Origin of the sequence: Staphylococcus simiae, from assembly GCF_002902085.1 — a bacterium.
Taxonomy (GTDB): domain Bacteria; phylum Bacillota; class Bacilli; order Staphylococcales; family Staphylococcaceae; genus Staphylococcus; species Staphylococcus simiae.
This window is the reverse complement of the sequence record NZ_PPQR01000015.1, coordinates 22,526-48,731: the sequence shown is the minus strand read 5'-3', so window position 1 is coordinate 48,731 and position 26,206 is coordinate 22,526. Positions and strand designations below refer to the sequence as shown.

The following is a 26,206-nucleotide window of genomic DNA, read 5'->3' as shown; positions in this document are numbered from 1 at the left end:
ATGAAAGGAACGTGATTATAAATGTCTTTTAAAGAAAAAACAATTGATCGTACAGTGATATATAATGGACATATTATTGATTTAGAAGTACACAAAGTTGAGTTGCCAGATGGTCAAACATCAACGAGAGAGTTAGTTTATCATAATGGTGCAGTCGCAATTTGTGCTGTAACACCGAATAATGAAGTGTTGTTAGTTAAACAATATCGTAAGGCTGTTGAGCAAACATTATTAGAGATTCCTGCTGGTAAATTAGAACAGCAAGAAGAAAGAGAAGAAGCAGCCAAACGAGAATTAGAAGAGGAAACAGGTTACAAAACAAATACACTACAACATATTACTGATATGTATGGTTCTCCAGGATTTTGTAACGAGAAACTGTCTATATATTTTACTGATAAGTTAATAGAAGGAACTTTAAATTTAGATGACGATGAATTTGTTGAATTATATAAAATTCCAATTGATAATATTCGAAATATGCTTGATAACAAGGAAATTGAGGATGCAAAAACAGTTATCGCATTACAATATCTGTTACTAAATTATAATCATTCTAAATAACAATTGAGAAATGCTTGCGTTTTATTGAGAAAACTGTTAATTTTATACATGAAGTAAACAATAATTTGTAATGATTTTAATTATTAGTAGAGGAGTGGACATCGTTGGAAGAACGTTTAAATCGTGTTAAACAACAATTACAACAATCCTCTTATAAATTAACTCCGCAACGCGAAGCTACTGTAAGAGTTTTAATTGAAAATGAGAAAGATCATCTTAGTGCTGAAGATGTATATTTAAAAGTAAAAGATAAAGCACCAGAAATTGGATTAGCGACTGTGTATAGAACATTAGAACTATTAGCTGAACTAAAAGTTGTCGATAAAATCAACTTTGGTGATGGTGTCGCTCGTTTTGATTTACGCAAAGAAGGCGCTAAACATTTCCATCATCATTTAGTATGTATGGAATGTGGCAAAGTTGATGAAATTGATGAAGATTTATTACCAGAAGTTGAAAATAGAGTTGAGTCAGAGTTTAAGTTTAAAATTTTAGATCATCGCTTAACGTTTCATGGTGTTTGTGAAGAATGCCAATTGAAAGGTAAAGGATAACAGTAATTGCGTAGGTTAATATAACCTTCGCAATTTTTTAGAGGTGTTCGGATGGATACAATTATTGAAGAATATTTAAAATTTATTCAATTAGAAAAAGGTTTAAGTGCTAATACAATCGGTGCTTATAAAAGAGATTTAAAAAAATATCAAGAATATTTAGAAGAACAACGCATTGCTCATATTGACTTTGTTGATAGGCAAGTCATTCAAGAGTGTTTGGGTTATTTAATTGATCAAGGTCAATCTGCTAAGTCGTTAGCAAGATTTATTTCTACGATTCGCAGTTTTCATCAATTTGCATTAAGAGAACGCTATGCAGCAAAAGATCCGACAGTGTTATTAGAATCACCTAAATATGAAAAAAAGTTACCAGACGTGTTAAATATCGAAGAGGTACTAGCTTTATTAGAAGCACCTGATTTAAATAAGTTAAATGGTTATAGAGATAGGACCATGCTTGAATTATTATATGCAACCGGTATGCGTGTATCTGAAGTCATTCATTTGGAATTAGATGATGTTAATTTAATAATGGGCTTTGTCAGAGTGTTTGGTAAAGGTGACAAAGAGCGTATCGTACCTCTCGGAGATGCTGTGATTGATTATTTAACTACATATACAGAAGAGATTCGTCCGCAATTGTTAAAAAAGACGGTTACTAATGTATTATTTTTAAATATGCATGGTAAATCATTATCACGACAAGCAATATGGAAAATGATTAAACAAAATGGTGTTAAGGCTAATATAAATAAAACACTAACACCTCATACACTGAGACATTCATTTGCAACACATCTTTTAGAGAATGGCGCTGATTTAAGAGCAGTGCAAGAGATGTTAGGACATTCAGACATATCAACAACACAATTATATACACATGTATCTAAGTCTCAAATTAGAAAAATGTATAATCAATATCATCCAAGAGCATGATTAATTATGGATAAAGTAAATAAACCCACTGTATTAAGGAAAGTGTGACAATATAAGTTTAGTAACAGCATGTCACACTTATTGTATGTTAGTCCTTAGTGTAGTGGGTTTTATGTTGTCGTTCGCGAAGTCGCTGTGCTAGTGCCAACGCTTTGTTATGAATAACTTCTGAACGATCTCTTTCAAGATGATGGTTAATGATATAACTATCGTTAATTATTTGGTGATTAAAATAATAGTCTGTGTATTGTTGTCTAATTATAAGTTCAAATTCAGCATAGATTGGTAATTTTACAGGTTGATATACTTTATTTTCTTGGATGTTATATAGTAAACGGTCAATGAGTAATTGGAGTTGTTTAAGGTCAAGATATAATTGATCACCATCAGTAGTAGTAGCTAAAATATGCTTAGCTTTAATAAAAGATTTTTCAGCACCTTTAATATTATGTCGTCGATAATGATAACAAGCAGTTGTAAACAATATCAAACCAACAATAGCATCACTTTTAGAATAGTTTGCTTGTTCTTTCCAAGCATCTTCTAAAATATCATGACATAAAAAATAATGTTGATGGGTATGGAATTGATAATAAAACTTGATAAGTGCTTGTTGCATTTAATTACCACCCTAATTTAAAAGTTTCATATATTCATGCTATAATATTTTAGTGAATGATGCACATATAACGCGCAATTTGAGGTAGATAATATGTATGAAGTGAAATTAGATGCATTTAATGGGCCATTAGATTTATTATTGCATCTTATCCAAAAATTTGAAATTGATATTTATGATATCCCAATGAAAGCATTAACTGAGCAATATATGCAATACGTTCATGCGATGAAACAATTGGAAATTAATTTAGCAAGTGAATATTTAGTCATGGCATCAGAATTATTAATGATTAAAAGTAAATTATTATTACCTCAATCACAAAATGACATTGATGTTGACGATGATCCACGTGAAGACTTGGTTGGTAGATTAATAGAATATCAAAATTATAAAGAATATACTGCAATATTAAATGATATGAAGCAGCAACGTGATTTTTATTATACGAAGCGACCAACAGATTTAAGTCATTTAGAAAGTGATGAATCATGGGATCCTAACCATACTATAGATTTAACGGAATTAATCGTCGCATATCAAAGAGTTAAAAATAGAGTTGAGTTAAACACGCCTAAAGTTGTAGAAATAAGAAAAGAAACCTTCACGATACAACAAGCAACAGATCAAGTTCGTGCAAGACTAAAAAATAAAGAATCCTTTAACTTTTTTAGTCTTTTTACATTTACTGAACCTATTGAACAAGTAGTTACTCACTTTTTAGCAATTTTAGAAATGTCAAAATCAGGAATTATTAATATTGAACAACAACGTAATTTTGAAGATATTAATATTTTAAGAGGAGTGAACTACAGTTTTGAATAAACAGGGAATATTAGAATCGTTACTCTTTACTGCTGGTGATGAAGGTATTGAGCAGCAACAACTATTAGAAATATTAGATATTAATGAGCAAGAGTTAGAAAATTTAATTAAAGACTATGAATCTAATGGTTTAATGATTCAACGATATGGTAAAACCGTTATATTAACAACAAAGAAAGAAGCGGCAAATTACATTGAACAATTAATAGAACAAAAGTCTCAAATGAAATTGTCTCAAGCTGCGATGGAAGTATTATCAATTATTGCTTATAATCAACCACTTTCTAGAAGTGATATTGAAATGATTAGAAGCATTAACTCAGATGGTGCAGTAAAAACATTAATAGCAAAAGGGTTAGTAGAAGCCAAAATAGTTAATGGCGAACGAAGTCAACAACTCATTACTACAGATTTATTTTTAAATGTGTTTGGCATCTCAAATATTGAAGATTTACCGACAACTGAAGAAGACGAAGAAGAAATGGACGACTTTTTCAGTAATTTAGTCAATCAAAAAGGAGAAAATAATGACTAAGGAATTAGAAAGATTACAAAAACGTATTGCTAATAGTGGTTATACATCAAGAAGAAAAGCAGAAACATTAATTACTGATGGAAAAGTGCAAGTGAATGGTCAAGTGGTAACTGAGCTGGGTACAAAAGTTAAACCTTCCGATGTTATTGAAGTTGAAGGTATTAAAATAGAACTAGAAGATAAAATTTATATGTTATTTCATAAGCCAGCTCAAGTTATTTCTAGTGTATCTGATGATAGAGATAGAACAGTTGTTACAGATTATTTTCCAGAAATTGAAGAACGTATTTATCCAGTAGGTCGTTTAGATTACGATACATCTGGTTTGTTATTACTAACAAATGATGGTGAGTTTACTAATTTAATGACACATCCTAGATACCAAATTAAAAAGAAATATGTTGCGAAATTAAAAGGATATTTAATGAGAGAAGAAGTTAAAGCGTTAGAAAAAGGTATTGAATTAGAAGATGGTTTAACGCAACCAGCCGTAGTTAAAGTGAAAAAGCAAGATAAAGATAAAAATACAACGTTAGTTGAAATAACGATTACTGAAGGACGCAATCGACAAGTTAGAAGGATGTTCGAACATTTTGGTCATCATGTATCAAAATTAAGCCGTATTGAATACGGTCCTTTAAATATTGTGGGTCTTAATGCTGGAGATAAGCGTGTGCTAACACCTCATGAAGTAAAAGTTATGAGACATTTGGCAGAACATGGCAATTAATCAATAAAAGTATGTATTAAACAAAAAAGTTTGAGATTTTTTTCACAAATTTTATTTTTTTAATAACTGCATGCGTTTTCCTATGCTATAATATGTATGTAATGAAAAGCACAGTGTGGGAGGTAGAACCTGTATGTCAAACGAAATACTTATCGTAGATGATGAGGATAGAATCAGAAGATTACTAAAATTATATCTAGAAAGAGAATCTTTTGAAATCCATGAAGCAAGTGATGGTAAAGAAGCTTTAGAACTTGCTATGGAAAATAATTATGCCTGCATACTACTCGATTTAATGTTGCCAGAGATGGATGGTATAGAAGTGGCAACTCAATTGCGTGAACATAAACAAACACCAATTATCATGTTAACTGCTAAAGGAGAAGAAACTAACCGTGTGGAAGGTTTTGAATCTGGTGCAGATGATTATATTGTTAAACCATTTTCACCAAGAGAAGTCGTCTTACGCGTTAAAGCACTTCTTAGAAGAACGCAATCTACAACTGTAGATCAAAGTGAACCTCACGCGAGAGATATAATAGAATTTAAACATTTAAAAATAGATAATGATGCACATCGCGTACTTGCTGATAATGAAGAAGTTAATTTAACACCAAAAGAATATGAATTATTAATTTATTTGGCTAAAACACCAAATAAAGTTTTTGACCGTGAACAATTATTAAAAGAAGTATGGCATTATGAATTTTATGGCGATTTACGAACTGTAGATACACATGTTAAACGTTTGAGAGAAAAGTTAAATCGAGTATCTCATGATGCTGCACAAATGATTCAAACTGTGTGGGGCGTTGGTTATAAATTCGAGGTAAATGCGAATGATGAACCGACTAAATAGTGTCGTAATTAAACTGTGGTTAACTATTATTTTAATAGTAACGACAGTTTTAATTTTCTTAAGTATTGCTCTCATTACATTTATGCAATACTATTTCACACAAGATACTGAAGATGCTATAAAAGAAGATGCTAAACGCATCAGTTCATTGGTCGAAGAATCACATAATAAGTCAGAAGCGATTAAATATAGTCAAACGTTAATTGAAAATCCTGGCGGTTTAATGATTATAAATAATAAACATAATCATCGAACAAAATCATTGTCTGAGACAAAAGTTAAAATGTTAAACGAAATTACTAAAAATAATGATTTCGATGATGTTTTTGATAAAGGCAAATCTATTACTAAAAATGTCACAATCAATGATAAAGGAAATTCTAAATCATATATGCTGGTTGGTTATCCAACTAAAGCGCAAACGAATAGTAACAGTAATTATAGTGGCGTTTTTATTTATAAAGACTTAAAATCTATCGAAGATACTAATAACGCTATTACAATCATTATAATTATAACTGCTGTAATCTTTTTAATTGTGACAACAATTTTTGCGTTCTTTTTATCTACACGAATTACAAAGCCATTACGTCATTTGAGAGATCAAGCGCAACGTTTAGCAGCAGGTGATTATACTAACAAGACGACTGTTACAACAAACGATGAAATTGGACAATTATCTAGAACTTTCAACCAAATGAGTACAGAAATAGAAGAACATATTGATGCACTGTCAACATCGACTAATATTCGAGATAGTCTAATCAATTCTATGGTTGAAGGTGTTTTAGGTATTAACGAAAATAGAGAAATTTTAATTTCGAATAAAATGGCTCAAGATATAACCTTAAATATGGGTGACATGACAAAAGATGCATTGGAACAACAAATAGAAGATACTTTTATATCACAACAAACAGAAATTCGTGATTTAGAAATGAATACAAGATTTTATGTAGTTATCACTTCATATATTGATAAAATCCAACAAGGTGGTAAAAGTGGCATTGTTGTGACAATTCGAGATATGACAAATGAACATAACTTGGATCAAATGAAAAAAGATTTTATCGCTAATGTATCACACGAATTGCGAACACCTATATCATTGTTGCAAGGCTATACAGAGTCTATTGTTGATGGTATTGTTACTGAACCTGAAGAAATACGTGATTCTTTAGCAATTGTGTTAGATGAATCTAAACGCTTAAATCGATTAGTGAACGAATTGTTAAATGTAGCACGTATGGATGCTGAAGGTTTAACAGTAGTTAAAGACATACAACCTATTTCATTATTATTAGATAAAATGAAAGTAAAATATAGACAACAAGCTATAGATTTAGGTTTAACGATGACATTTGATTATTGCGAAGATAAACTTTGGGATTATGATATGGATAGAATGGAACAAGTGTTAACCAATCTTATTGATAATGCTTCAAGATATACTAAATCAGGTGATAGTATTTCTATCACTTGTGATAGTGAAAATGATAAAGATGTGCTATATATCAGTGACACTGGAACTGGCATTGCACCTGAGCATTTACAACAAGTATTTGAAAGATTTTATAAAGTAGATGCGGCCAGAACTAGAGGTAAACAAGGCACTGGCTTAGGATTATTTATTTGTAAAATGATTATAGAAGAACATGGTGGAAGTATTAACGTTGAAAGTGAATGGGGTAAAGGTACGACCTTTATCATTAAATTACCGAAAGCCCAATCTTAAATAGAAATTCATTTAAAGGATTAAAGTGTTGTTGTAGAAATGACATTTTAATCCTTTTTTGTTTAAACATAGTAATGTCAAATTTACCTTTACTTCATAATGTAGTTAATAAATATTTCAACTTTTAATTAAATAAAACACCAAGCTAAAGTTGGAGCAAAAGTATTGAGATATAAAATGTAATGGGCTATGATAAATAAGTAAAAAATATTTGAAAATTCATCTTCGGGGTCGGGTGAAAGTCCCAACCGGCAGTAATTTAAGCCTGCGACCTGCTATTTCGATTGAAGTAGTGGCTGATCTAGTGTGAATCTAGAGCCGACAGTATAGTCTGGATGGGAGAAGATGGAGGTCTATTGTTGTACAATTTTCCTCCTATTCTGTACGAGATGAATGGAAGGAGAAAATTGAATATGCAACAAAATAAACGACTCATTACTATAAGTATGTTAAGTGCAATTGCTTTTGTATTGACTTTTATTAAGTTTCCAATACCATTTTTACCGCCATACTTAACTTTAGACTTTAGTGATGTACCATCATTATTAGCAACATTTATTTTTGGTCCAGCTGCAGGTATCATTGTAGCTCTTGTCAAAAATTTACTAAACTATTTATTTAATATGGGTGATCCAGTCGGTCCATTAGCTAACTTTTTAGCAGGTATAAGTTTCTTATTAACTGCTTATGCTATTTATTATAATAAACGTTCAAATAAAGCATTAATAACTGGTCTAATAGCAGCAACAATTGTGATGACTATTGTACTAAGTATATTAAATTATTTTGTGTTGCTACCACTATACGGCATGATTTTCAACTTAGGTGATGTTGTTAACAATCTTAAAGTTGTTATTGTGTCAGGTGTCATTCCATTTAATATTATAAAAGGTATTATTGTTTCTGTTATATTCGTCTTGTTATATAGAAGACTTAAAGGCTTTTTACAGAGAATATGATTAGTAACAGCACTAGTAAAAATATAATTAAAAACGAGGCAATCATAAATGTTTATGGTTGTCTCGTTTTGTTTATTGTATGCAATAAGATATCGATTAATTCATTTTGTTACATGAATTTGATAAGGGGAGTGGGACAAAAATAGTTGTTTTAAAATAAATTCTGTTATTGAATCGTCCTAAAGCCATTTAAATTAGCAACTTATAACAAAAAAAGAGTGTTCAGAACATGATTGTAATCTGAACACTCCTTAATTATTAGTAAAACTAACCCAATATAATATTATCTATAATTATTCAAATTTTAATGCGTCACCATCAAATGGCTCATCTGCAATTTTTATTGAATCAGTTGGACAACCATCTAATGCATCTTCCATATCTTCATATAATTCTTCTGGTACTTCAGCAGTACCTTGATTATCATCTAGGATTACGAATGCAATACCTTCGTCGTCGTAATCATATATATCAGGAGCAGCTGCACCACATGCGCCACATGCAATACAAGTATCCATATCAACGATTGTATATTTTGCCAAAATCTTCGCCTCCTTTGATAAAAATGCTAAAATAGAAACATATCATTAATTTTAAGCATCCTATCATTTATTTTCAATTTAAAAGTTTTACAGAGTGAGGGTTTAACTTGCAACATATTATAAAAACAGCGCAACAGCTAACGTATAACTATAAAACAAATAAAAGTATATTTAATATTTTAAGTGGTAAGAAATCTCACCAAACATTTTTTGACGCTTGTAGTCAACAACAGTTGTCATTATATCATAGTTTACCTCATTTAAAATATCCGTCTTTTGAGCGATTTTTAGAACAATCACAACAAAATAGTAAAAATTTTAATATCATAACACATCCTAGGTTTACATTTGATAGTCTGGCGCAAACGTTTAATGCTTTGCAGTTATTAGTCCAAACCATTTCAAACACTGAACAAGAATGTTTTAAATTTATACCTATAGCACATAATCATAAAGTTCAAGAAATTGTCAAAAATGTATATAACAATATTGTCAATCGCAATCAAATCGATGCATTTAAACAAGAATTGTTTCAACTATTTGAAGCCATTAGTCAACAAGGAACATGCTACTTACATTATTATTTGCAAGGACATGAAGAATCAATGTATACGAGACAACAAGTTAGTTTAATTGATAATATTCATCCTCTCGAACTGTATGAATTTGAAATGAATAATTTAGTCACCATGATGTTTGAATTAGAAACACCTAACTATCCTATTTTAGGAGAATTAATCGTCAAACCAACATTATTGAATCAAACATATAAAACTTATAAAAAATTATTAGCAGGTTTTACGATGGCTCAAATAGCTAACCAACAACAAGTTAAGATTAATACAATAGAAGATCATGTATTAGAAATTTTTATTAAAGGATATATGACTAATTATGATGATTACTGCTCGTCTTCACAGCAACAATTATTTATAACATTTTATCAAACTAGACGAGAAGAACGTTTAAAGGTATATAAAGAACATTTCGAACAATTGACTTATTTTCAAATAAAAGTATTAATCGTTGGTATTGAAAGAGGTGAAATCAGTGCTTCATAAATTTTTACAACAAAAATTTGGATTTGATGATTTTAAACCCGGACAGGAAGCAGTTATTGACAGTGTGCTATCTGGTCAACATACATTAGGTATATTACCTACTGGAAGTGGTAAAAGTTTATGTTATCAATTACCAACATATATTAATGAAAAACCAACGCTTATCATTTCGCCATTAATTTCGTTAATGGATGATCAAGTGATGCATTTGAAATTAAATGGTGAAAAACAAGTTGCATGCATACACTCAGGTTTGGATGAAGTCGAAAAACGTCATAATATTAAAATGTTACAGCATAGTCGCTTTATATTTTTAAGTCCTGAATTTATATTGCAACCATTCAATTTTAAACTTATTGCTGCTATTGATTTTGGGCTCATTGTGCTAGATGAAGCACATTGCCTCTCTGAATGGGGTTATGATTTTAGACCGCATTATGCACTTATTGGAAAAGTAACAAAGCATTTTCACAAGGCAACAATATTAGCATTAACAGCAACAGCGCCATCACATTTACGTGATGATTTGAAAAATATGTTAGCAGTAGACTTCCAGGTTATCAAAACGACGATGAATAGACCCAATATTACTTTTAGTCATCTTAATTTTAATGATGATAGCGATAAAACTGATTGGTTACTATCTTTTTTAGAATATTCAGGCCCAACAATCGTCTACGTCTCCTCTAAAAAATTATGTCATCAACTTGCACAACAAATTTATAATCATGGATATTTAACAGGTATATACCATGGTGATATGAATTATCAAGAACGACAAACAGTTCAACAACAATTTTTAAATAATGATATTCCAGTGATTGTAGCGACAAGTGCATTTGGTATGGGGGTTAATAAAAAAGACATTAGAACAATTATTCATTTTCATTTGTCATCCAGTCCGTCGAACTATTTACAAGAAATTGGTAGAGCAGGCAGAGATGGTCAACCTAGTCAGGCAATTAGTTTATATCAACCAGATGATAGTTTTATACTGGAAACTTTATTATTTAGCGATATGATCACTGATGAAGATATACATCAATTTTCAGTAGGCCAACTATTATCACAAGAAAAACAGAACATATTAACTACACTTGCATCTTATTATAGTATTAATGACTTAACGCTCATTTTTAATCAATCATTTAAAAGGAAGCAATTAGGATTTTATAGGATGTTGGGGTATATCAACTTAGATCAGTGCCGACGTCGTTATTTATTGGAATTTTTTAAGGAGGTGCCTCCTAAACAGCAACAATGCTGTGATATAGATGATGACATTGATAGAATTAATATTAAAAATAAAAAAGAAGTAGTAAGAAAACTGGATGTTAAAGAAAAATTACAAAATTTGTTCCAAAGTTAGGTATTGCTTTACTAAAGGAAAAAAAGCAAGATATAATTACAATATAAGCAACAAATATAATTTTAAATAATATTGATAAACATACATAAGTCAGGCATAAAAGGGTATATGTTATGTAAAATTAATAGCTAGAAAGGAAAATGGTAATGTCTAATAATAATTTTAAAGACGATTTTGAGAGAAACCGTCAGTCAATTGAACCAGAACAGCATTCTGACTATTCAGAAGAAATGCAGCAAGATCAACCTGATTCAACAAATGAATCAACGCAGGAAAAAGTAGAGCAACATTTTCCTCCGAGAAATCAACATAGAAGAAAAAGACGTCGTGATTTAGCGACAAATCATAATAAAGAAGATCATGAAACAGAGCAAGCAGCACATGATACTCATGATGCGTTCCAAAATGAAGGTTCAAGTGCTCGTGAGGAAACAGGATCTCTAGACGATCGTTACGATAACTATGATCTACATAATAATCAACAAGATGAGTTAAAAGCCTCTAAGGACCAACCAAAAACTGATCAAACAGCAGAATCTAAGTCATCACGTGTTAAAAAAGGTGTTGCAGGTGGGGCTGGCGTTGCTGGCAATGCTGATGACAATCATTTTAATGAAAAGAGACGCGACAAAGAATCAAATAAGGATGATCACAGCATAACTAATCATCGTAATACCGATACTCATGGTGAGCAAGATGATCATCATAAAGATAAAAAAGCAGCAGGTATTGCAGGTGCAGCAGGCGTAGGAGCAGTTGGTGCGAGTACACTAGGTAAACATGAACATGATAAACATAAAGAACATCCTAATCATCAAGAGGAAACTAATCATCATGCCAAACATGCTGAAAATACAGTTGGTCAACAAACTGATGCTCATGGGGAGCATAATAACCATCATAAAGGCAAAAAAACTGCAGCAGGCGTAGCTGGAGCGACAGGTGCAGCAGCAGTCGGTAAACATGCACACGATAAACATGACTCAGATAATAATTCACATGATGAACAAGACAAAAATCAAAACAATCATCATGACAAGAATAATAAAGGAAAAAAAGCAGCTGCAGTTGGTGCAGGCGCTGCAGGAGTAGCTGGTACAGGTGCTGCAATGGCTAAAGGCAAAAGTTCACAACATCATAGCTCTAAAGATGATGAACGTAAAGACCATGAACATAATGGTAAAAAGAAAAAAGGCGGTTTAATGAAAGTATTGTTACCATTAATCGCTGCAGTATTAATTATTGGAGCTATAGCTATTTTTGGTGGTATGGCTTTAAATAATCATGATAATGGTTCTAAAGATAATAAGATTGCTAACACGGATAGTAAATCTAATGATTCAAAAGATAGTAAGGATAGTAAGTCAGACAAAGATAGTAAAGATAGCAAAGAAAGTAAATCTTCTGACAAAGCAAAAGACGATAACAAAGATCAAGCAAGTGATGACAATGCTGATCAAGCAGCAACTACTGATGCTGATAACCAATCAGATGATCAAAACAGTAATGATACAAACCAAGCAACAACTAATCAAAATAATAACCAATCACAACAACAAAGTAATCAAAATCAACAAAATAACACTCAAAGTAATAGTAATGGTCAATCACATACGGTTTCTGGACAAGAAAATTTATACCGTATAGCGATTCAATACTACGGTTCAGGATCACCTGAAAATGTTGAAAAAATTAGACGTGCTAATGGTTTAAGTGGTAATAATATCCATAATGGACAACAAATTGTTATTCCACGATAATATATCATTTTAGATAAATGAAAATAATGACGATATAATATTATTGTATAAAATGAGACTGCCAACAGAGTATAGAAGATGTTGGCAGTTTTTTTAGTTTTGTAATGTACAAGTTGGACAAAGGGTCCAACATAGAGAAATCGATTGTCTGAAATAGGTATACACTTTATTAATTCATAATAAACTGCATAAGATTTTTTTAGCTATCAAGATAGCAGAAACTCTACCATGCAAGGTTGGGCAAGGGACCCAACATAGAAAAATTTTATAAGGATTACAGTTACACTATAAGTGCAACTGCATAGGGACCCAACACAGAAAAATTCTTAGCAAAGAATTTTTACAATGATGTGTAAGTTGGGCAAGAGCTACTAAAGATTAATAATCTAACTTGCTTTGATTGTACAAGTAAGGTACGAAGATACCAAAAGTATGAGTCTTATTATTTAAAAAAACTAAAGCAAATAAATTTTGGGTTACTTTATTGCAATAAAGATTATTTTTAGTCATAAAGGTAATCTGTTCAGAAAATAACAACAAAAATGTCATGAATTTATCATAAATAATCAAGCACAGTCTTAGCTAACACTGATACAAACTGTTATAATTATTTGGGATTAAAGGAGGCCGAAACAATGCAAAAAGTAGAAAGTATTATTATTGGTGGAGGGCCATGCGGATTAAGTGCGGCCATTGAACAAAAAAGAAAAGGTATTGAAACCTTAGTTATTGAAAAAGGAAATGTTGTTGAATCCATTTATAATTATCCAACACATCAAACATTCTTTTCTTCAAGTGATAAATTAAGTATCGGAGATATTCCATTCATAGTTGAAGAAAGTAAACCTAGAAGAAATCAAGCACTTGTTTATTATCGTGAGGTTGTTAAACAACATCAATTGAGAATAAATGCGTTTGAAGAAGTCTTAACAGTTAAGAAAATGGATAACAAGTTTACTATTACAACAACAAAAGACGTTTATGAATGTCGTTTCTTAACAATTGCTACTGGTTATTATGGTCAACATAATCAATTAGAAGTTGAAGGTGCAGAATTACCAAAAGTATTCCACTATTTCAAAGAAGCACATCCATATTTTGATCAAAATGTTGTGATCATCGGCGGTAAAAACTCTGCAGTAGATGCAGCGTTAGAATTAGAAAAAGCTGGTGCGAATGTGACAGTGCTTTATAGAGGTAGTGATTATCCTTCAGCAATTAAACCATGGATTTTACCTAATTTTACAGCGTTAGTTAAACATGAAAAAATTGCTATGGAATTCAATGCCAATGTAACTCAAATTACAGAAGATACTGTTACTTTTGAAGTGAATGGTGAAAGTAAGACGATAGCAAATGATTATGTCTTTGCTATGATTGGCTATCACCCTGATTATGACTTTTTACAATCAATCGGTATCGATATTAATACGAATGAATTTGGTACTGCACCTGTCTACAATAAAGAAACTTACGAAACAAATATAGATAATTGTTATATCGCAGGTGTGATTGCAGCGGGTAATGATGCGAATACAATATTCATTGAAAATGGTAAATTCCATGGCGGTATCATTGCTCAAAGTATATTGAGTAAAAAACAAACACCATTAGAATCATAGAATGTCATAAATTAAACCGAGATGCTAACGATAAAGTTAATATCTCGGTTTTTTGATTTTCTATTTTGGGACTGATAAATAAATAATAAATAATTTTAAAACTAAAATTAATTTGAAGCCGAGACTCCTAAGGTAGGGACCCAACACAGAAAAACTGGTTATCCAGTTTTTTCATGCCATGCAAGTTGGGCAAGGGACCCGTCATAGAAAAATTTTAAAAAGGATTACAGTTGACACTATTAGTGCAACTGCATAAGAACTAGTAAAGATTATAAATCTAACTAGTTCTAAATGTGCAAGACGGGCAAGGTTGGGCATTGGGGCCCCAGCAAAGAAAAATTCTGGCGACAGAATTTTTACAAAATTGTGCAAGCTGGGGTGCGAGGCTTGAAAATTTAATAATGTATCAGTCCAATTTTGGAGAGAACCGATTTTTGATTATGATTCGAAATATGTTTTAATTTGTTGATAGTTAAGGCCATTACTAATACTGACTAATAATTTTAATCTTGCTTTTGGTCCATTTAAACCATTGGAAAATATTAGGCCTTGTTGGGCTAATTGATAGCCACCACCTTCATAAGCATATAATGGACTTACAATACCATTAAAGGATCTAGATACTAAGACTATTGGTACTTTTTGTTGTATAAGCTGTGTCAGTCCTTTTAAACAACTAGGAGGTAAATTACCTTGTCCTAAAGCTTCAATAATAATACCATCAACGCCTTGAGTACTATAAAAGTCAAAAATATCACTCGATAATCCCATATAAGCTTTAACTAAAGGGATATTTAAACTGTCATTTATATTAGGGTAAGATGCTTCAAGATATGGTGAATGATGAAATTGGACACGATCTTTAGTTAATACGCCCAGTGGTCCATGGTTAGGACTTTGGAATGTATTAGTATTTGATGTATGAGTTTTAGTCACATTTCGAGCGGTATGTATTTCATCATTAAATACTACCATCACACCTTTATTTTGTGCTTTATCATCAGAAGCAACACGAATTGCTGAAATATAATTATATAAACCATCTGCACCAATTTCATTAGACGAACGCATAGCACCTGTGATAACAATAGGTGAATGAATATCTATTAATAAATCTAATAAATAAGCCGTTTCTTCTAATGTGTCAGTACCATGAGTAATCACAAAACCGTCATATTGTTTGGTATTAGCATATTGTAAAATAATGTCTTTTAAGTCATTTACATGGTTAATAGTCATATGGGGGGAAGGAATATTAAAGGGACTCAATTCGTCTACTTGAGCATATTGTTTAATGATATCTTCATGTAAAGATATTGGGTTAATATCATTCGTTACAACTTTATTTGATTGATCTTGTGACATACTGATTGTGCCACCTGTATGAATAACAAGTAGATGTTTCATAGGTTTCCTCCTTATTTCATTTACTTAATTATGATAAAATATTATTCATAAAACAACAAGGAAGGGAAATAGAGCATGAGAGCGATTAATATTGCAATTGATGGGCCGGCAGCTGCGGGAAAGAGCACAATAGCTAAGAGAGTGGCGAGTGAATTATCAATGATTTATGTTGATACTGGCGCAATGTATAGAGCTATAACTTATAAATATTTGAAATTAAATAAGACTGAAGATTTTTCTGAGCTTGTTAATCACACAACATTAGAATTAGTTTATAAAAAGGATAAAGGCCAATGTGTCATTCTTGATAATGAAGATGTTACAGATTTTCTTCGTGAAAATGATGTTACACAACACGTTTCTTACGTAGCATCTAAAGAACCAGTTCGTACCTTCGCTGTTAAAAAACAAAAAGAATTAGCAGCTGAAAAAGGCATTGTTATGGATGGTCGAGATGTAGGCACGGTTGTGTTACCAGATGCTGACTTAAAAGTATACATGATAGCATCTGTTGAAGAACGTGCAGAACGTAGGCTTAAAGATAATAATTTAAGAGGTATTGAATCAAACTTTGAAGATTTGAAAAAGGAAATTGCTGACAGAGATCACTATGATATGAACAGAGACATATCTCCACTAAAAAAAGCTGACGATGCAATCACATTAGATACTACTGGGAAGTCAATTGAACAAGTAACAGCAGAAATTTTAGCCCTTGTTAAAGAAATTGCTGACTAAAGCAATATACAATTAGACGATATTGGAAAATTAAGTCATGAGATATCAATAGGTTATAAGAATAACTTATTAATTTTTATTCATCTCATGGCTTTTTGTTTTATAAAAGTATAAATTTTTACTATAATAGTATTTGTAACGATAAATACGTAACATCTTAATACAACAATTAAAACTTTTAGACAAACTTTATACAGAAAATGTATAAAGTTGACTATTTATTACAACATTAATTTCAAATGGATCATGGACATTAACAATATGATGGTAATTAGGTGACATATTTATGGACATTGTGAAATTGATAACGCTAATGTAGATAGAATTTCTTGACAATTCTGTCAGTTTATAAGATGTTATAATTATGTAGTGTATAAGGAGGCAATCAAGATGACTGAAGAATTCAATGAATCAATGATTAATGATATTAAGGAAGGTGACAAAGTTACTGGTGAAGTGCAACAAGTTGAAGATAAACAAGTTGTTGTTCACATTAACGGTGGCAAATTTAATGGTATTATACCAATAAGTCAACTTTCAACACATCATATTGACAGCCCCAATGAGGTTGTTAAAGAAGGTGACGAAATAGAAGCGTATGTCACTAAAATAGAGTTTGATGAAGAAAATGATTCTGGTGCTTACATTTTATCTCGCAGACAATTAGAAACAGAAAAGTCTTACGAGTACTTACAACAAAAATTAGATAATGATGAAATTATTGAGGCTGCTGTTACTGAAGTTGTTAAAGGTGGCTTAGTTGTAGACGTCGGTCAAAGAGGTTTTGTTCCAGCATCATTAATCTCTACAGACTTCATTGAAGATTTCTCTGTATTTGATGGACAAACTATTCGTCTTAAAGTAGAAGAGTTGGACCCAGCAAATAATAGAGTCATTTTAAGCCGTAAAGCAGTAGAACAAATTGAAAATGAAGCTAAGAAAGCTGAATTATTAGATTCATTAAATGAAGGCGATGTTATTGATGGTAAAGTTGCTCGTTTAACACAATTTGGTGCTTTCATTGATATAGGCGGCGTTGATGGTTTAGTACATGTTTCAGAATTATCTCATGAACATGTTAAATCACCAGAAGAAGTTGTATCCGTTGGCCAAGAAGTCAAAGTTAAAATTAAATCTATTGATAAAGATACTGAACGTGTATCATTATCAATCAAAGATACTTTACCAACGCCATTTGATAATATCAAAGGACAATTCCACGAAGATGATGTTATTGAAGGTGTAGTTGTAAGACTTGCTAATTTTGGTGCCTTTGTTGAAATTGCACCAGGCGTTCAAGGTTTAGTGCATATTTCTGAAATTGCACATAAACATATCGGTGCACCTAGTGAAGTATTAGAACCAGGACAACAAGTTAGCGTTAAAATTCTTGGTATTGATGAAGAAAATGAACGCGTATCATTATCAATCAAAGCTACGTTACCAAATGAAGATGTCATCGAAAGCGATCCTTCAACAACTCAAGCATATTTAGATAATGAAGATGAAGATAATCCAACTATTGGTGATATGTTTGGAGACAAACTTAAAAACCTTAAATTATAATATTTAAGATGAATTTAATACTCCGTGCGTAAAATATACGTGCGGAGTATTTTTTTGCAAAGATCTGTTTAATGATATACACAGTTTGATTAACAACGGTCATGTGATAAAATTAAAAAGATATAAGAAAGAGAGGAAGTTAGTTTATGACTAAACCTGTAGTAGCAATTGTAGGTAAACCTAATGTTGGAAAATCTACCATTTTTAATAGAGTAGTTGGAGAACGTGTTTCAATTGTTGAAGATACACCAGGTGTCACAAGAGACCGTATTTACTCATCTGGTGAATGGTTAACACATGAATTTAATATTATAGATACAGGCGGTATAGAAATTGGTGACGCGCCTTTTCAAACCCAAATTAGAGCTCAAGCTGAAATAGCAATCGAAGAGGCTGATGTCATTATATTTATGGTGAATGTGCGTGAAGGTTTAACACAAAGTGATGAAATGGTTGCTCAAATTTTATACAAATCTAAAAAGCCTGTCGTCTTAGCTGTAAATAAAGTAGATAATATGGAAATGCGTAATGATATTTATGATTTTTATTCATTAGGCTTTGGAGAACCATATCCAATTTCAGGTTCACATGGTTTGGGTCTTGGAGATTTATTAGATGCCGTTGTGGAACATTTTGGTGAAGAGCAAGAAGATCCTTACGATGATGACACAATAAGATTATCAATCATTGGTCGACCTAACGTTGGGAAATCTAGCTTAGTTAATGCTATATTAGGCGAAGAAAGAGTCATTGTGTCAAATGTAGCAGGCACTACAAGAGATGCTGTCGATACTGAGTATTCATATGATGGCCAAGACTATGTACTAATTGATACAGCTGGTATGCGTAAAAAAGGTAAAGTTTATGAATCTACTGAAAAATATTCAGTATTACGTGCTTTAAAAGCTATTGAACGCTCAAATGTTGTATTAGTAGTTATTGATGCTGAGCAAGGTATCATTGAACAAGATAAACGTGTTGCAGGTTATGCACATGAGCAAGGTAAGGCAGTTGTAATTGTAGTTAATAAGTGGGATACAGTCGAAAAAGATAGTAAAACAATGAAAAAGTTTGAAGATGAAGTTCGCAAAGAATTCCAATTTTTAGATTATGCGCAAATTGCATTTGTTTCTGCTAAAGAGGGTACTAGATTAAGAACATTATTCCCTTATATTAATGAGGCAAGTGAAAATCATAAAAAACGTGTTCAAAGTTCAACTTTAAATGAAGTCATCACAGATGCTATTTCAATGAACCCTACACCAACAGATAAAGGAAGACGATTAAATGTTTTCTATGCTACACAAGTTGCGATAGAACCACCTACATTTGTGATTTTTGTGAATGATGTAGAATTAATGCATTTTTCATATAAACGTTATTTGGAAAATCAAATCAGAGCAGCATTTGGTTTTGAAGGAACACCAATTCATTTAATTGCAAGAAAAAGAAACTAGTAAACGGGGGTAGAATAATGACTAAAGTAACAGTATTTGGTATGGGAAGCTTCGGTACAGCCTTAGCAAATGTGTTGGCTGAAAATGGTCATGATGTATTGATGTGGGGTAAAAATCAACAAAGTGTTGATGAATTAAATTTACATCATATGAATAAGAAGTACTTAAAATATGCTAAGTTGAATCATGCAATTACGGCTACTACAGATATGGATCAAGCCATTCAGTTTGCCGATATTTATTTAATGGCCTTACCAACAAAAGCAATGAGAGAAGTTACGACTTTAATTGATAGTAAATTAACTTCTAAAAAGACATTTATTCACGTCGCTAAAGGCATTGAAAATGAAACATTTAAACGTGTGTCTGAAATGATAGAAGATTCAGTATCTCCAGAACATAATGGAGGCATTGGAGTATTATCAGGACCAAGCCATGCTGAAGAAGTCGTTGTTAAGCAACCAACAACTGTAGCTGCATCTTCAAAAGATGAACAAATCAGTCATCTTATTCAAGACTTATTCATGAATGATTATTTAAGAGTCTATACTAATAATGATTTAGTGGGCGTTGAATTAGGTGGTGCTTTGAAAAATATCATTGCGGTAGCGAGTGGTATTGTTGCAGGTATTGGTTTCGGAGATAATGCTAAAGCAGCATTAATGACACGTGGATTGGCTGAAATCAGTCGTTTAGGTGAAAAATTAGGTGCAGATCCTATGACTTTTCTTGGTTTAGGCGGTATAGGTGATTTGATTGTTACTTGTACTTCAACACATTCAAGAAACTATACTTTAGGATATAAATTAGGTCAAGGTGAATCAATGGAACAAGCATTAGCAGAAATGAATATGGTCGTTGAAGGTGTATATACAACCAATTCTGTATATCATTTAGCAAAGGAACAGCATGTCGATATGCCAATCACAAACGCATTATATCGCGTCCTATTTGAAAATATTTCTGTTAAAGAGTGTGTTAAAGAGTTAATGGAGCGCGACAAAAAAGCTGAATAAAAAGGGAATTATTACACATATTTTCCTTTTTATAACAATTTATGAATAGAAATGGCTTAAATTCAACGTTTTTGCTATATAAATGATTGCGATTTATACAAGGCATGTGTTAAAGTTTTAGCATAATGATATAATATCATTATTAAACCTCAGGAGGTGTATGTCTAATGAACAAAACAGATTTAATCAATGCAGTAGCAGAACAAGCTGATTTAACTAAAAAAGAAGCTGGTTCAGCAGTAGACGCTGTATTCGAATCAATCCAAAACTCACTTGCTAAAGGTGAAAAAGTACAATTAATTGGTTTCGGTAACTTTGAGGTACGTGAGCGTGCTGCTCGTAAAGGTCGTAACCCTCAAACTGGTAAAGAAATTGATATCCCAGCAAGTAAAGTTCCAGCATTCAAAGCTGGTAAAGCATTAAAAGATGCTGTAAAATAATTTTACTTAAAAAAGCCCTTGTTAAAGGGCTTTTTATTTTGGCTATAAACTTAGATATTCACAGAATACGATTTAGATATAGCCATTTGTTTATCCAATAGACAGAAGAGACCAAGATAAAAAATCTATAATAAATTTGTGGTATTTGGCCGTAACTTTTTGAATGGGAGTGGGCCAAAAAGCATTTTACACTTAAAATTAAGTATTTGGCAGTAACTGTCTGGTTTGTAAAATGCTAATATATCAACATTTTACAAACCTAGTCAGTCTTGCCGGGGTGGGCCTACGAAATAATTTGTTTTGAAATAATTATTTCTGCCCCACTCCCATCATTTTAGTCAGTCATACTGGAGCGATGGGGCTGCGACATAAAAGCTGCTAATAGTGATATCTGTCTCAATACCATCAATATATTGAGCTTCCACAGCAATTAGATCATGAATGAATGCTATAATTTAAGCGTAATTTATTTTTAGCGTAATCATTATCACAAAAAATATAAAATGATTTGAAAACGAAATAACAATCTATTGCAAAAGGAAATGGCATTTATTTTCATGAAAATATTAAGTAATATATATGTTTCAAAATATTTTAATTTGTGACATATAATGTTAATATGAATAGTGATAATAACGTGAGGTGTAGACATGGAAACAACTATCAGCAAATTAGACAAGCAAATAGAAGAACGTTTGAAGGGTGTAACTGATTATGAACCGATACGTATGAATCAACGTTTAGGTCAATTATTAGATAACTATGACATCCCAGACGTTGCAAAATTAGCATGCCTCACAATTGACACTTCAATGAGACATCTTGACGATGTAACTTATAATCAACTATCCAAACATTCTATTTTGATAGGGGATTTAATTAGTGCCCATTTTTATACGCTACTGGCAGAAATAGATGACTCTAATTTTCAATATAAAATTAGTAAGGCTATAGTAGAAGTAAATGAATTAAAATCATCACTACATCAACAAGTATTAAATCGTGAAGAAATCATGCAAGCAATTATTAAGATAGAAACAGTATTTCCTTATATAACAATTAGCCATTTTGGTATTATTGAAGATGAAACAACAATCTATAACTATTTGTTTGAAGATATGTCAGATTACTATCCATCATACTTCAAAGAATATAAACAAAGTGAAGTTAAGGAATACTTGAGCACCATCCAAAAAAGTTATTTGAAAAGTAGAGGTAATTAAGCATGGCTGACAATAAAGCAAATAAAGAACAAGTACATCGCGTATTTCAAAATATTTCTAATAAATATGATCGATTAAACAATATTATTAGCTTTGAACAACACAAAGTGTGGAGAAAACGCGTCATGAAAGAAATGAATGTTCAAAAAGGTGCATCAGCATTAGATGTTTGCTGTGGTACTGCTGACTGGACAATTGCCCTAAGTAAAGCAGTTGGTCCTTTTGGAGAAGTCACAGGATTAGATTTTAGTGAAAATATGTTGGCTGTTGGTAAAGAAAAAACTGCAGATATGGAAAATGTCAAATTAGTACACGGTGATGCCATGGACTTACCTTTTGAAGATAACTCATTTGATTATGTAACAATCGGTTTTGGTTTACGTAACGTACCAGAATACTTAGTTGCATTAAAAGAAATGAATCGTGTCTTGAAACCAGGGGGGATGGTAGTTTGTCTTGAGACTAGCCAACCTACTTTACCAGTTTTTAAACAAGTGTATGCACTATATTTTAAATTTGTGATGCCAGTTTTCGGAAAACTATTTGCTAAATCAAAAGATGAATATGAATGGTTACAACAATCAACATTTAATTTTCCAGGTAAAGAACAATTAAAGAGAATGTTTGAGCAAGCTGGTTTTACAAATATAAAAGTTCGTAGCTTTACAGGTGGCGTTGCTGCAATGCACCTTGGCTATAAAGAAAAAGATACTACCAAAGGTGATTAACGTGGCAAAGTTAAACATGAATAATGAAATAAAAAAAGTAGAAAAGCGTCTTGAAGCGGCAATTAAAAGTAAAGACCAAGTTTTACAACAATCTTCTTTACATTTGTTATCATCTGGTGGTAAACGTGTGAGACCAGCATTTGTGATATTGAGTAGTCAATTTGGTAAAGATCAAGAAACATCTGAAGAAACGTATCAAGTTGCAGTGGCTTTAGAATTGATACACATGGCAACTTTAGTTCATGATGATGTCATCGATAAAAGTGATAAACGTCGTGGTAAGTTAACTATCTCTAAAAAATGGGATCAAACAACAGCTATTTTAACAGGGAATTTTCTGTTAGCTTTAGGTTTAGAACATTTAATGGCAGTTAAAGATAATCGTGTGCATCAATTAATTTCACAATCTATCGTCAATGTTTGTCGTGGTGAGTTATTTCAATTTCAAGATCAATTTAATCACCATCAAACGATTACTAATTATTTAAGAAGAATTAATCGTAAGACAGCATTATTAATTCAATTATCAACAGAAGTTGGGGCGATAACGTCTCAATCAGATGTAGAAACTGTGCGTAAATTGAAATTAATTGGTCATTACATTGGTATGAGTTATCAAATCATTGATGATGTACTTGATTTTACAAGTACCGAAAAGAAATTAGGTAAGCCAGTCGGTAGTGACTTAATGAATGGTCATATTACATTACCTGTATTACTAGAGATGCGTAAAAATGTTGCATTCAAAGAAAAAATTGAGCAATTAACGCCAACGAGTGATGTTAAACAATTTAAAGATTGCGTTCAAATTATTCGTCAATCTGATAGCATCAATGAAGCAAAAGAGGTAAGTAGTAAATACTTAACAAAAGCATTAAATTTAATTGATGAACTTCCAGATTCACAAGGTAAATCTTTACTGAAATCATTAACTAAAAAAATGGGGTCTAGAAATACGTAAGTCACGTGAAAATTGTTGAAAGCGCTTTACTAACCTGGTACTATAGAATAGTAATATACATAAATCGCTATTATTATTTAAACACAGGGGGATACATAAAGTGGAACGCACATTTTTAATGATTAAACCAGATGCAGTACAACGAAACATGATTGGTGAAGTGTTATCTAGAATCGAAAGAAAGGGACTTAAATTAGTAGGCGGTAAATTAATGCAAGTACCTATGTCATTAGCAGAAACGCATTATGGCGAACATAAAAACAAACCATTTTATAATGATTTAGTTTCTTTTATAACATCAGCACCAGTATTTGCCATGGTAGTTGAAGGGGAAGATGCTGTCGCAGTATCTCGTCATATTATTGGTAGTACTAATCCTTCAGAAGCGGCTCCAGGTTCAATTAGAGGAGATTATGGATTAACGGTAGGTAGAAACATTATTCATGGCTCTGATTCAGTTGAATCAGCTCAACGAGAAATTAGTTTATGGTTTAACGAAGAAGAAATCACTAGTTACGATTCACCAAGAGATACTTGGTTATATGAATAAATAAAATTTAAAATAACATAATGCAAAAGTTGAGATAAATGATTAGTTTGTCTCAACTTTTTTCTATGCATAAATAAAAAACGATATATGTTCAAAGCAATATTTATATTATAATTGTAATAACTATTCAAAATTTAGATAATTCTGATATTAGAACCAACACAAATTGTTAATATCATGGTTGAATTGCAAACAGTTATGAAAATACTGTGAATATGATAATATTAACAACATATTGTATAGAAACCGTGGAATTGTAGAAAGGAGCGAGTGTATATGAGATATCTGACTTCAGGTGAATCACATGGACCGCAATTAACAGTAATTATAGAAGGTGTTCCAGCTAATCTTGCTATTAAAGCTGAGGATATTAATAAAGAAATGTTTAAAAGACAGGGTGGCTATGGTCGAGGTAGACGTATGCAAATTGAGAAAGATACGGTTGAAATCGTCTCAGGCGTAAGAAATGGTTATACACTTGGTAGCCCAATTACCATGGTAGTAACTAATGATGACTTTTCACATTGGAGAAAAATCATGGGTGTTGCACCGATTAGTGACGAAGAACGTGAAGCGATGAAACGAACAATTACGAAACCACGCCCAGGACATGCAGATTTAATCGGAGGAATGAAATATAATCATCGCGATTTAAGAAATGTATTAGAACGTTCATCTGCAAGAGAAACAGCTGCTAGAGTAGCTGTTGGAGCTTTATGTAAATTAATGTTAGAACAACTTAATATTGATGTATATAGTCGTGTAGTTGAAATTGGTGGTATTAAGGATAAAGACTTTTATGATAGTGAAACTTTTAAAGCACATTTAGATCAAAACGATGTGCGTGTCATTGATGACACTATTGCACAAGCAATGAGAGATAAAATTGATCAAGCGAAAAAAGATGGTGATTCAATCGGTGGTGTTGTACAAGTAGTCGTTGATAATATGCCTATTGGTGTAGGTAGTTATGTACATTATGACCGTAAACTAGATGGCAGAATTGCACAAGGTGTTGTTAGTATTAATGCCTTTAAAGGTGTTAGCTTTGGAGAAGGTTTTAAAGCTGCTGAAAAACCAGGTAGTGAAATTCAAGATGAAATCTTGTATAACAGTGACATTGGTTATTATAGAGGGTCAAACCACTTAGGTGGCTTTGAAGGTGGTATGTCTAATGGTATGCCTATTATTGTTAATGGCGTAATGAAACCAATACCTACACTTTATAAACCACTAAATTCTGTAGACATTAATACTAAAGAAGACTTTAAAGCAACAATTGAACGTTCTGATAGTTGTGCCGTTCCAGCTGCAAGTATCGTATGTGAACATGTCGTTGCCTTTGAAATTGCTAAAGCATTGTTAGAAGAATTTCAATCTAATCACATGGATCAACTACAACAACAAATCAAAGAACGCAGACAGTTAAATATAGAATTTTAATTTG

The 26,206-nt window shown here is 31.9% G+C and carries 26 protein-coding genes and 1 riboswitch; of the genes, 23 read left to right on the top strand and 3 right to left on the bottom strand.

Going from position 1 to position 26,206, the window contains the following annotated elements; translation table 11 throughout:
- Positions 1 to 21: 21 nt before the first annotated feature.
- From CD113_RS02820 to xerD, 3 genes are all read left to right on the top strand, one after another.
- A complete protein-coding gene (locus CD113_RS02820) occupies positions 22 to 564 on the top strand; it encodes an NUDIX domain-containing protein (protein WP_002461700.1) in 543 nt (180 codons plus the stop codon).
- 104 nt (positions 565 to 668) lie between these two features.
- The gene (fur, locus tag CD113_RS02815; protein WP_002461701.1) at positions 669 to 1,118 is read left to right on the top strand and encodes a ferric iron uptake transcriptional regulator; all 450 of its coding nucleotides are present in this window, start codon (positions 669 to 671) and stop codon (positions 1,116 to 1,118) included.
- 51 nt (positions 1,119 to 1,169) lie between these two features.
- Positions 1,170 to 2,057, top strand: coding sequence for a site-specific tyrosine recombinase XerD (xerD, locus tag CD113_RS02810; protein ID WP_095092714.1), 888 nt, complete (start codon positions 1,170 to 1,172; stop codon positions 2,055 to 2,057).
- Positions 2,058 to 2,145: 88 nt separating this feature from the next.
- Here xerD and CD113_RS02805 read toward each other — a convergent pair whose 3' ends face one another.
- Positions 2,146 to 2,676, bottom strand: a complete 531-nt coding sequence (locus CD113_RS02805; protein ID WP_002464312.1) for a DUF309 domain-containing protein — start codon at positions 2,674 to 2,676, stop codon at positions 2,146 to 2,148.
- A 93-nt stretch (positions 2,677 to 2,769) separates the two neighbouring features.
- Between CD113_RS02805 and CD113_RS02800 the strand changes: the two genes are divergently transcribed.
- The 6 genes from CD113_RS02800 to CD113_RS02775 all read left to right on the top strand — a co-directional run bounded on the left by CD113_RS02800 (position 2,770) and on the right by CD113_RS02775 (position 8,319).
- Positions 2,770 to 3,501 (top strand): segregation and condensation protein A, encoded by a 732-nt coding sequence (locus CD113_RS02800; RefSeq protein ID WP_002464311.1) that lies wholly within the window; start codon positions 2,770 to 2,772, stop codon positions 3,499 to 3,501.
- Positions 3,494 to 4,036, top strand: coding sequence for an SMC-Scp complex subunit ScpB (gene scpB, locus CD113_RS02795; RefSeq protein WP_002464310.1), 543 nt, complete (start codon positions 3,494 to 3,496; stop codon positions 4,034 to 4,036). The genes CD113_RS02800 and scpB overlap by 8 nt, the downstream gene beginning before the upstream one ends.
- The gene (locus CD113_RS02790) at positions 4,029 to 4,766 is read left to right on the top strand and encodes a pseudouridine synthase (RefSeq protein WP_002464309.1); all 738 of its coding nucleotides are present in this window, start codon (positions 4,029 to 4,031) and stop codon (positions 4,764 to 4,766) included. Before scpB ends, CD113_RS02790 begins: the two co-directional genes overlap by 8 nt.
- A 133-nt stretch (positions 4,767 to 4,899) precedes the next feature.
- Positions 4,900 to 5,625: a response regulator gene (locus tag CD113_RS02785; protein ID WP_095092712.1), complete on the top strand. Its 726-nt coding sequence runs from the start codon at positions 4,900 to 4,902 to the stop codon at positions 5,623 to 5,625.
- A complete protein-coding gene (locus tag CD113_RS02780; RefSeq protein WP_002462196.1) occupies positions 5,606 to 7,360 on the top strand; it encodes an ATP-binding protein in 1,755 nt (584 codons plus the stop codon). The genes CD113_RS02785 and CD113_RS02780 overlap by 20 nt, the downstream gene beginning before the upstream one ends.
- Before the next feature lie 217 nt (positions 7,361 to 7,577).
- Positions 7,578 to 7,711: riboswitch (FMN riboswitch) on the top strand.
- 62 nt (positions 7,712 to 7,773) lie between these two features.
- Positions 7,774 to 8,319: an ECF transporter S component gene (locus CD113_RS02775; protein ID WP_002462198.1), complete on the top strand. Its 546-nt coding sequence runs from the start codon at positions 7,774 to 7,776 to the stop codon at positions 8,317 to 8,319.
- Positions 8,320 to 8,612: 293 nt separating this feature from the next.
- Here the strand turns inward: CD113_RS02775 and CD113_RS02770 are convergent, their stop codons facing one another.
- The gene (locus CD113_RS02770) at positions 8,613 to 8,861 is read right to left on the bottom strand and encodes a ferredoxin (protein ID WP_002462199.1); all 249 of its coding nucleotides are present in this window, start codon (positions 8,859 to 8,861) and stop codon (positions 8,613 to 8,615) included.
- A 107-nt stretch (positions 8,862 to 8,968) separates the two neighbouring features.
- On the opposite strand from CD113_RS02770, the gene CD113_RS02765 reads away from it, so the two are divergent.
- From CD113_RS02765 to ypdA, 4 genes are all read left to right on the top strand, one after another.
- Positions 8,969 to 9,922 carry a helix-turn-helix domain-containing protein gene (locus CD113_RS02765; RefSeq protein WP_002462201.1) on the top strand — a complete coding sequence of 318 codons (954 nt, stop codon included), beginning with the start codon at positions 8,969 to 8,971 and terminating at the stop codon, positions 9,920 to 9,922.
- On the top strand, positions 9,912 to 11,291 hold the full coding sequence (locus CD113_RS02760) for a RecQ family ATP-dependent DNA helicase (protein WP_002462202.1): 1,380 nt from the start codon (positions 9,912 to 9,914) through the stop codon (positions 11,289 to 11,291). Before CD113_RS02765 ends, CD113_RS02760 begins: the two co-directional genes overlap by 11 nt.
- 146 nt (positions 11,292 to 11,437) lie before the next feature.
- Entirely contained in the window at positions 11,438 to 13,051 is a 1,614-nt protein-coding gene (locus CD113_RS02755) for a LysM peptidoglycan-binding domain-containing protein (RefSeq protein ID WP_095092710.1), read from the top strand.
- Between the two features lie 635 nt (positions 13,052 to 13,686).
- On the top strand, positions 13,687 to 14,673 hold the full coding sequence (ypdA, locus tag CD113_RS02750) for a bacillithiol disulfide reductase YpdA (protein ID WP_002462203.1): 987 nt from the start codon (positions 13,687 to 13,689) through the stop codon (positions 14,671 to 14,673).
- A 438-nt stretch (positions 14,674 to 15,111) separates the two neighbouring features.
- Here the strand turns inward: ypdA and CD113_RS02745 are convergent, their stop codons facing one another.
- The gene (locus CD113_RS02745; RefSeq protein ID WP_002463039.1) at positions 15,112 to 16,080 is read right to left on the bottom strand and encodes an asparaginase; all 969 of its coding nucleotides are present in this window, start codon (positions 16,078 to 16,080) and stop codon (positions 15,112 to 15,114) included.
- A gap of 75 nt (positions 16,081 to 16,155) precedes the next feature.
- Between CD113_RS02745 and cmk the strand changes: the two genes are divergently transcribed.
- The 10 genes from cmk to aroC all read left to right on the top strand — a co-directional run bounded on the left by cmk (position 16,156) and on the right by aroC (position 26,202).
- Positions 16,156 to 16,818, top strand: a complete 663-nt coding sequence (gene cmk, locus CD113_RS02740) for a (d)CMP kinase (protein ID WP_002463041.1) — start codon at positions 16,156 to 16,158, stop codon at positions 16,816 to 16,818.
- A 390-nt stretch (positions 16,819 to 17,208) separates the two neighbouring features.
- A complete protein-coding gene (rpsA, locus tag CD113_RS02735; RefSeq protein ID WP_002463043.1) occupies positions 17,209 to 18,384 on the top strand; it encodes a 30S ribosomal protein S1 in 1,176 nt (391 codons plus the stop codon).
- Between the two features lie 146 nt (positions 18,385 to 18,530).
- On the top strand, positions 18,531 to 19,841 hold the full coding sequence (gene der / locus CD113_RS02730) for a ribosome biogenesis GTPase Der (protein WP_002463045.1): 1,311 nt from the start codon (positions 18,531 to 18,533) through the stop codon (positions 19,839 to 19,841).
- 17 nt (positions 19,842 to 19,858) lie between these two features.
- Complete coding sequence (locus tag CD113_RS02725; RefSeq protein ID WP_002463047.1) at positions 19,859 to 20,857, top strand: NAD(P)H-dependent glycerol-3-phosphate dehydrogenase; 999 nt, start codon at positions 19,859 to 19,861, stop codon at positions 20,855 to 20,857.
- A gap of 167 nt (positions 20,858 to 21,024) precedes the next feature.
- Positions 21,025 to 21,297 (top strand): HU family DNA-binding protein, encoded by a 273-nt coding sequence (locus tag CD113_RS02720; protein WP_001043863.1) that lies wholly within the window; start codon positions 21,025 to 21,027, stop codon positions 21,295 to 21,297.
- A gap of 650 nt (positions 21,298 to 21,947) precedes the next feature.
- Entirely contained in the window at positions 21,948 to 22,520 is a 573-nt protein-coding gene (locus CD113_RS02715; protein WP_002463049.1) for a hypothetical protein, read from the top strand.
- A gap of 2 nt (positions 22,521 to 22,522) precedes the next feature.
- Positions 22,523 to 23,248, top strand: coding sequence for a demethylmenaquinone methyltransferase (locus tag CD113_RS02710; RefSeq protein ID WP_002463050.1), 726 nt, complete (start codon positions 22,523 to 22,525; stop codon positions 23,246 to 23,248).
- Position 23,249: 1 nt separating this feature from the next.
- Positions 23,250 to 24,209 carry a polyprenyl synthetase family protein gene (locus CD113_RS02705; RefSeq protein WP_002463052.1) on the top strand — a complete coding sequence of 320 codons (960 nt, stop codon included), beginning with the start codon at positions 23,250 to 23,252 and terminating at the stop codon, positions 24,207 to 24,209.
- A 100-nt stretch (positions 24,210 to 24,309) separates the two neighbouring features.
- Complete coding sequence (gene ndk, locus CD113_RS02700) at positions 24,310 to 24,759, top strand: nucleoside-diphosphate kinase (RefSeq protein ID WP_002463054.1); 450 nt, start codon at positions 24,310 to 24,312, stop codon at positions 24,757 to 24,759.
- 276 nt (positions 24,760 to 25,035) lie between these two features.
- Positions 25,036 to 26,202 carry a chorismate synthase gene (gene aroC, locus CD113_RS02695; RefSeq protein ID WP_002463056.1) on the top strand — a complete coding sequence of 389 codons (1,167 nt, stop codon included), beginning with the start codon at positions 25,036 to 25,038 and terminating at the stop codon, positions 26,200 to 26,202.
- Positions 26,203 to 26,206 lie beyond the last annotated feature (4 nt).

Bases quoted from the DNA above. Each gene is read 5' to 3' on its own strand.
- CD113_RS02820 (WP_002461700.1), top strand. From the start codon at position 22: ATGTCTTTTAAAGAAAAAACAATTGATCGTACAGTGATATATAATGGA.
- xerD (WP_095092714.1), top strand. From the start codon at position 1,170: ATGGATACAATTATTGAAGAATATTTAAAATTTATTCAATTAGAAAAA.
- CD113_RS02805 (WP_002464312.1), bottom strand. From the start codon at position 2,676: ATGCAACAAGCACTTATCAAGTTTTATTATCAATTCCATACCCATCAA.
- CD113_RS02800 (WP_002464311.1), top strand. From the start codon at position 2,770: ATGTATGAAGTGAAATTAGATGCATTTAATGGGCCATTAGATTTATTA.
- CD113_RS02790 (WP_002464309.1), top strand. From the start codon at position 4,029: ATGACTAAGGAATTAGAAAGATTACAAAAACGTATTGCTAATAGTGGT.
- CD113_RS02785 (WP_095092712.1), top strand. From the start codon at position 4,900: ATGTCAAACGAAATACTTATCGTAGATGATGAGGATAGAATCAGAAGA.
- CD113_RS02780 (WP_002462196.1), top strand. From the start codon at position 5,606: ATGATGAACCGACTAAATAGTGTCGTAATTAAACTGTGGTTAACTATT.
- CD113_RS02775 (WP_002462198.1), top strand. From the start codon at position 7,774: ATGCAACAAAATAAACGACTCATTACTATAAGTATGTTAAGTGCAATT.
- CD113_RS02755 (WP_095092710.1), top strand. From the start codon at position 11,438: ATGTCTAATAATAATTTTAAAGACGATTTTGAGAGAAACCGTCAGTCA.
- ypdA (WP_002462203.1), top strand. From the start codon at position 13,687: ATGCAAAAAGTAGAAAGTATTATTATTGGTGGAGGGCCATGCGGATTA.
- CD113_RS02745 (WP_002463039.1), bottom strand. From the start codon at position 16,080: ATGAAACATCTACTTGTTATTCATACAGGTGGCACAATCAGTATGTCA.
- cmk (WP_002463041.1), top strand. From the start codon at position 16,156: ATGAGAGCGATTAATATTGCAATTGATGGGCCGGCAGCTGCGGGAAAG.
- rpsA (WP_002463043.1), top strand. From the start codon at position 17,209: ATGACTGAAGAATTCAATGAATCAATGATTAATGATATTAAGGAAGGT.
- der (WP_002463045.1), top strand. From the start codon at position 18,531: ATGACTAAACCTGTAGTAGCAATTGTAGGTAAACCTAATGTTGGAAAA.
- CD113_RS02725 (WP_002463047.1), top strand. From the start codon at position 19,859: ATGACTAAAGTAACAGTATTTGGTATGGGAAGCTTCGGTACAGCCTTA.
- CD113_RS02720 (WP_001043863.1), top strand. From the start codon at position 21,025: ATGAACAAAACAGATTTAATCAATGCAGTAGCAGAACAAGCTGATTTA.
- CD113_RS02715 (WP_002463049.1), top strand. From the start codon at position 21,948: ATGGAAACAACTATCAGCAAATTAGACAAGCAAATAGAAGAACGTTTG.
- CD113_RS02710 (WP_002463050.1), top strand. From the start codon at position 22,523: ATGGCTGACAATAAAGCAAATAAAGAACAAGTACATCGCGTATTTCAA.
- aroC (WP_002463056.1), top strand. From the start codon at position 25,036: ATGAGATATCTGACTTCAGGTGAATCACATGGACCGCAATTAACAGTA.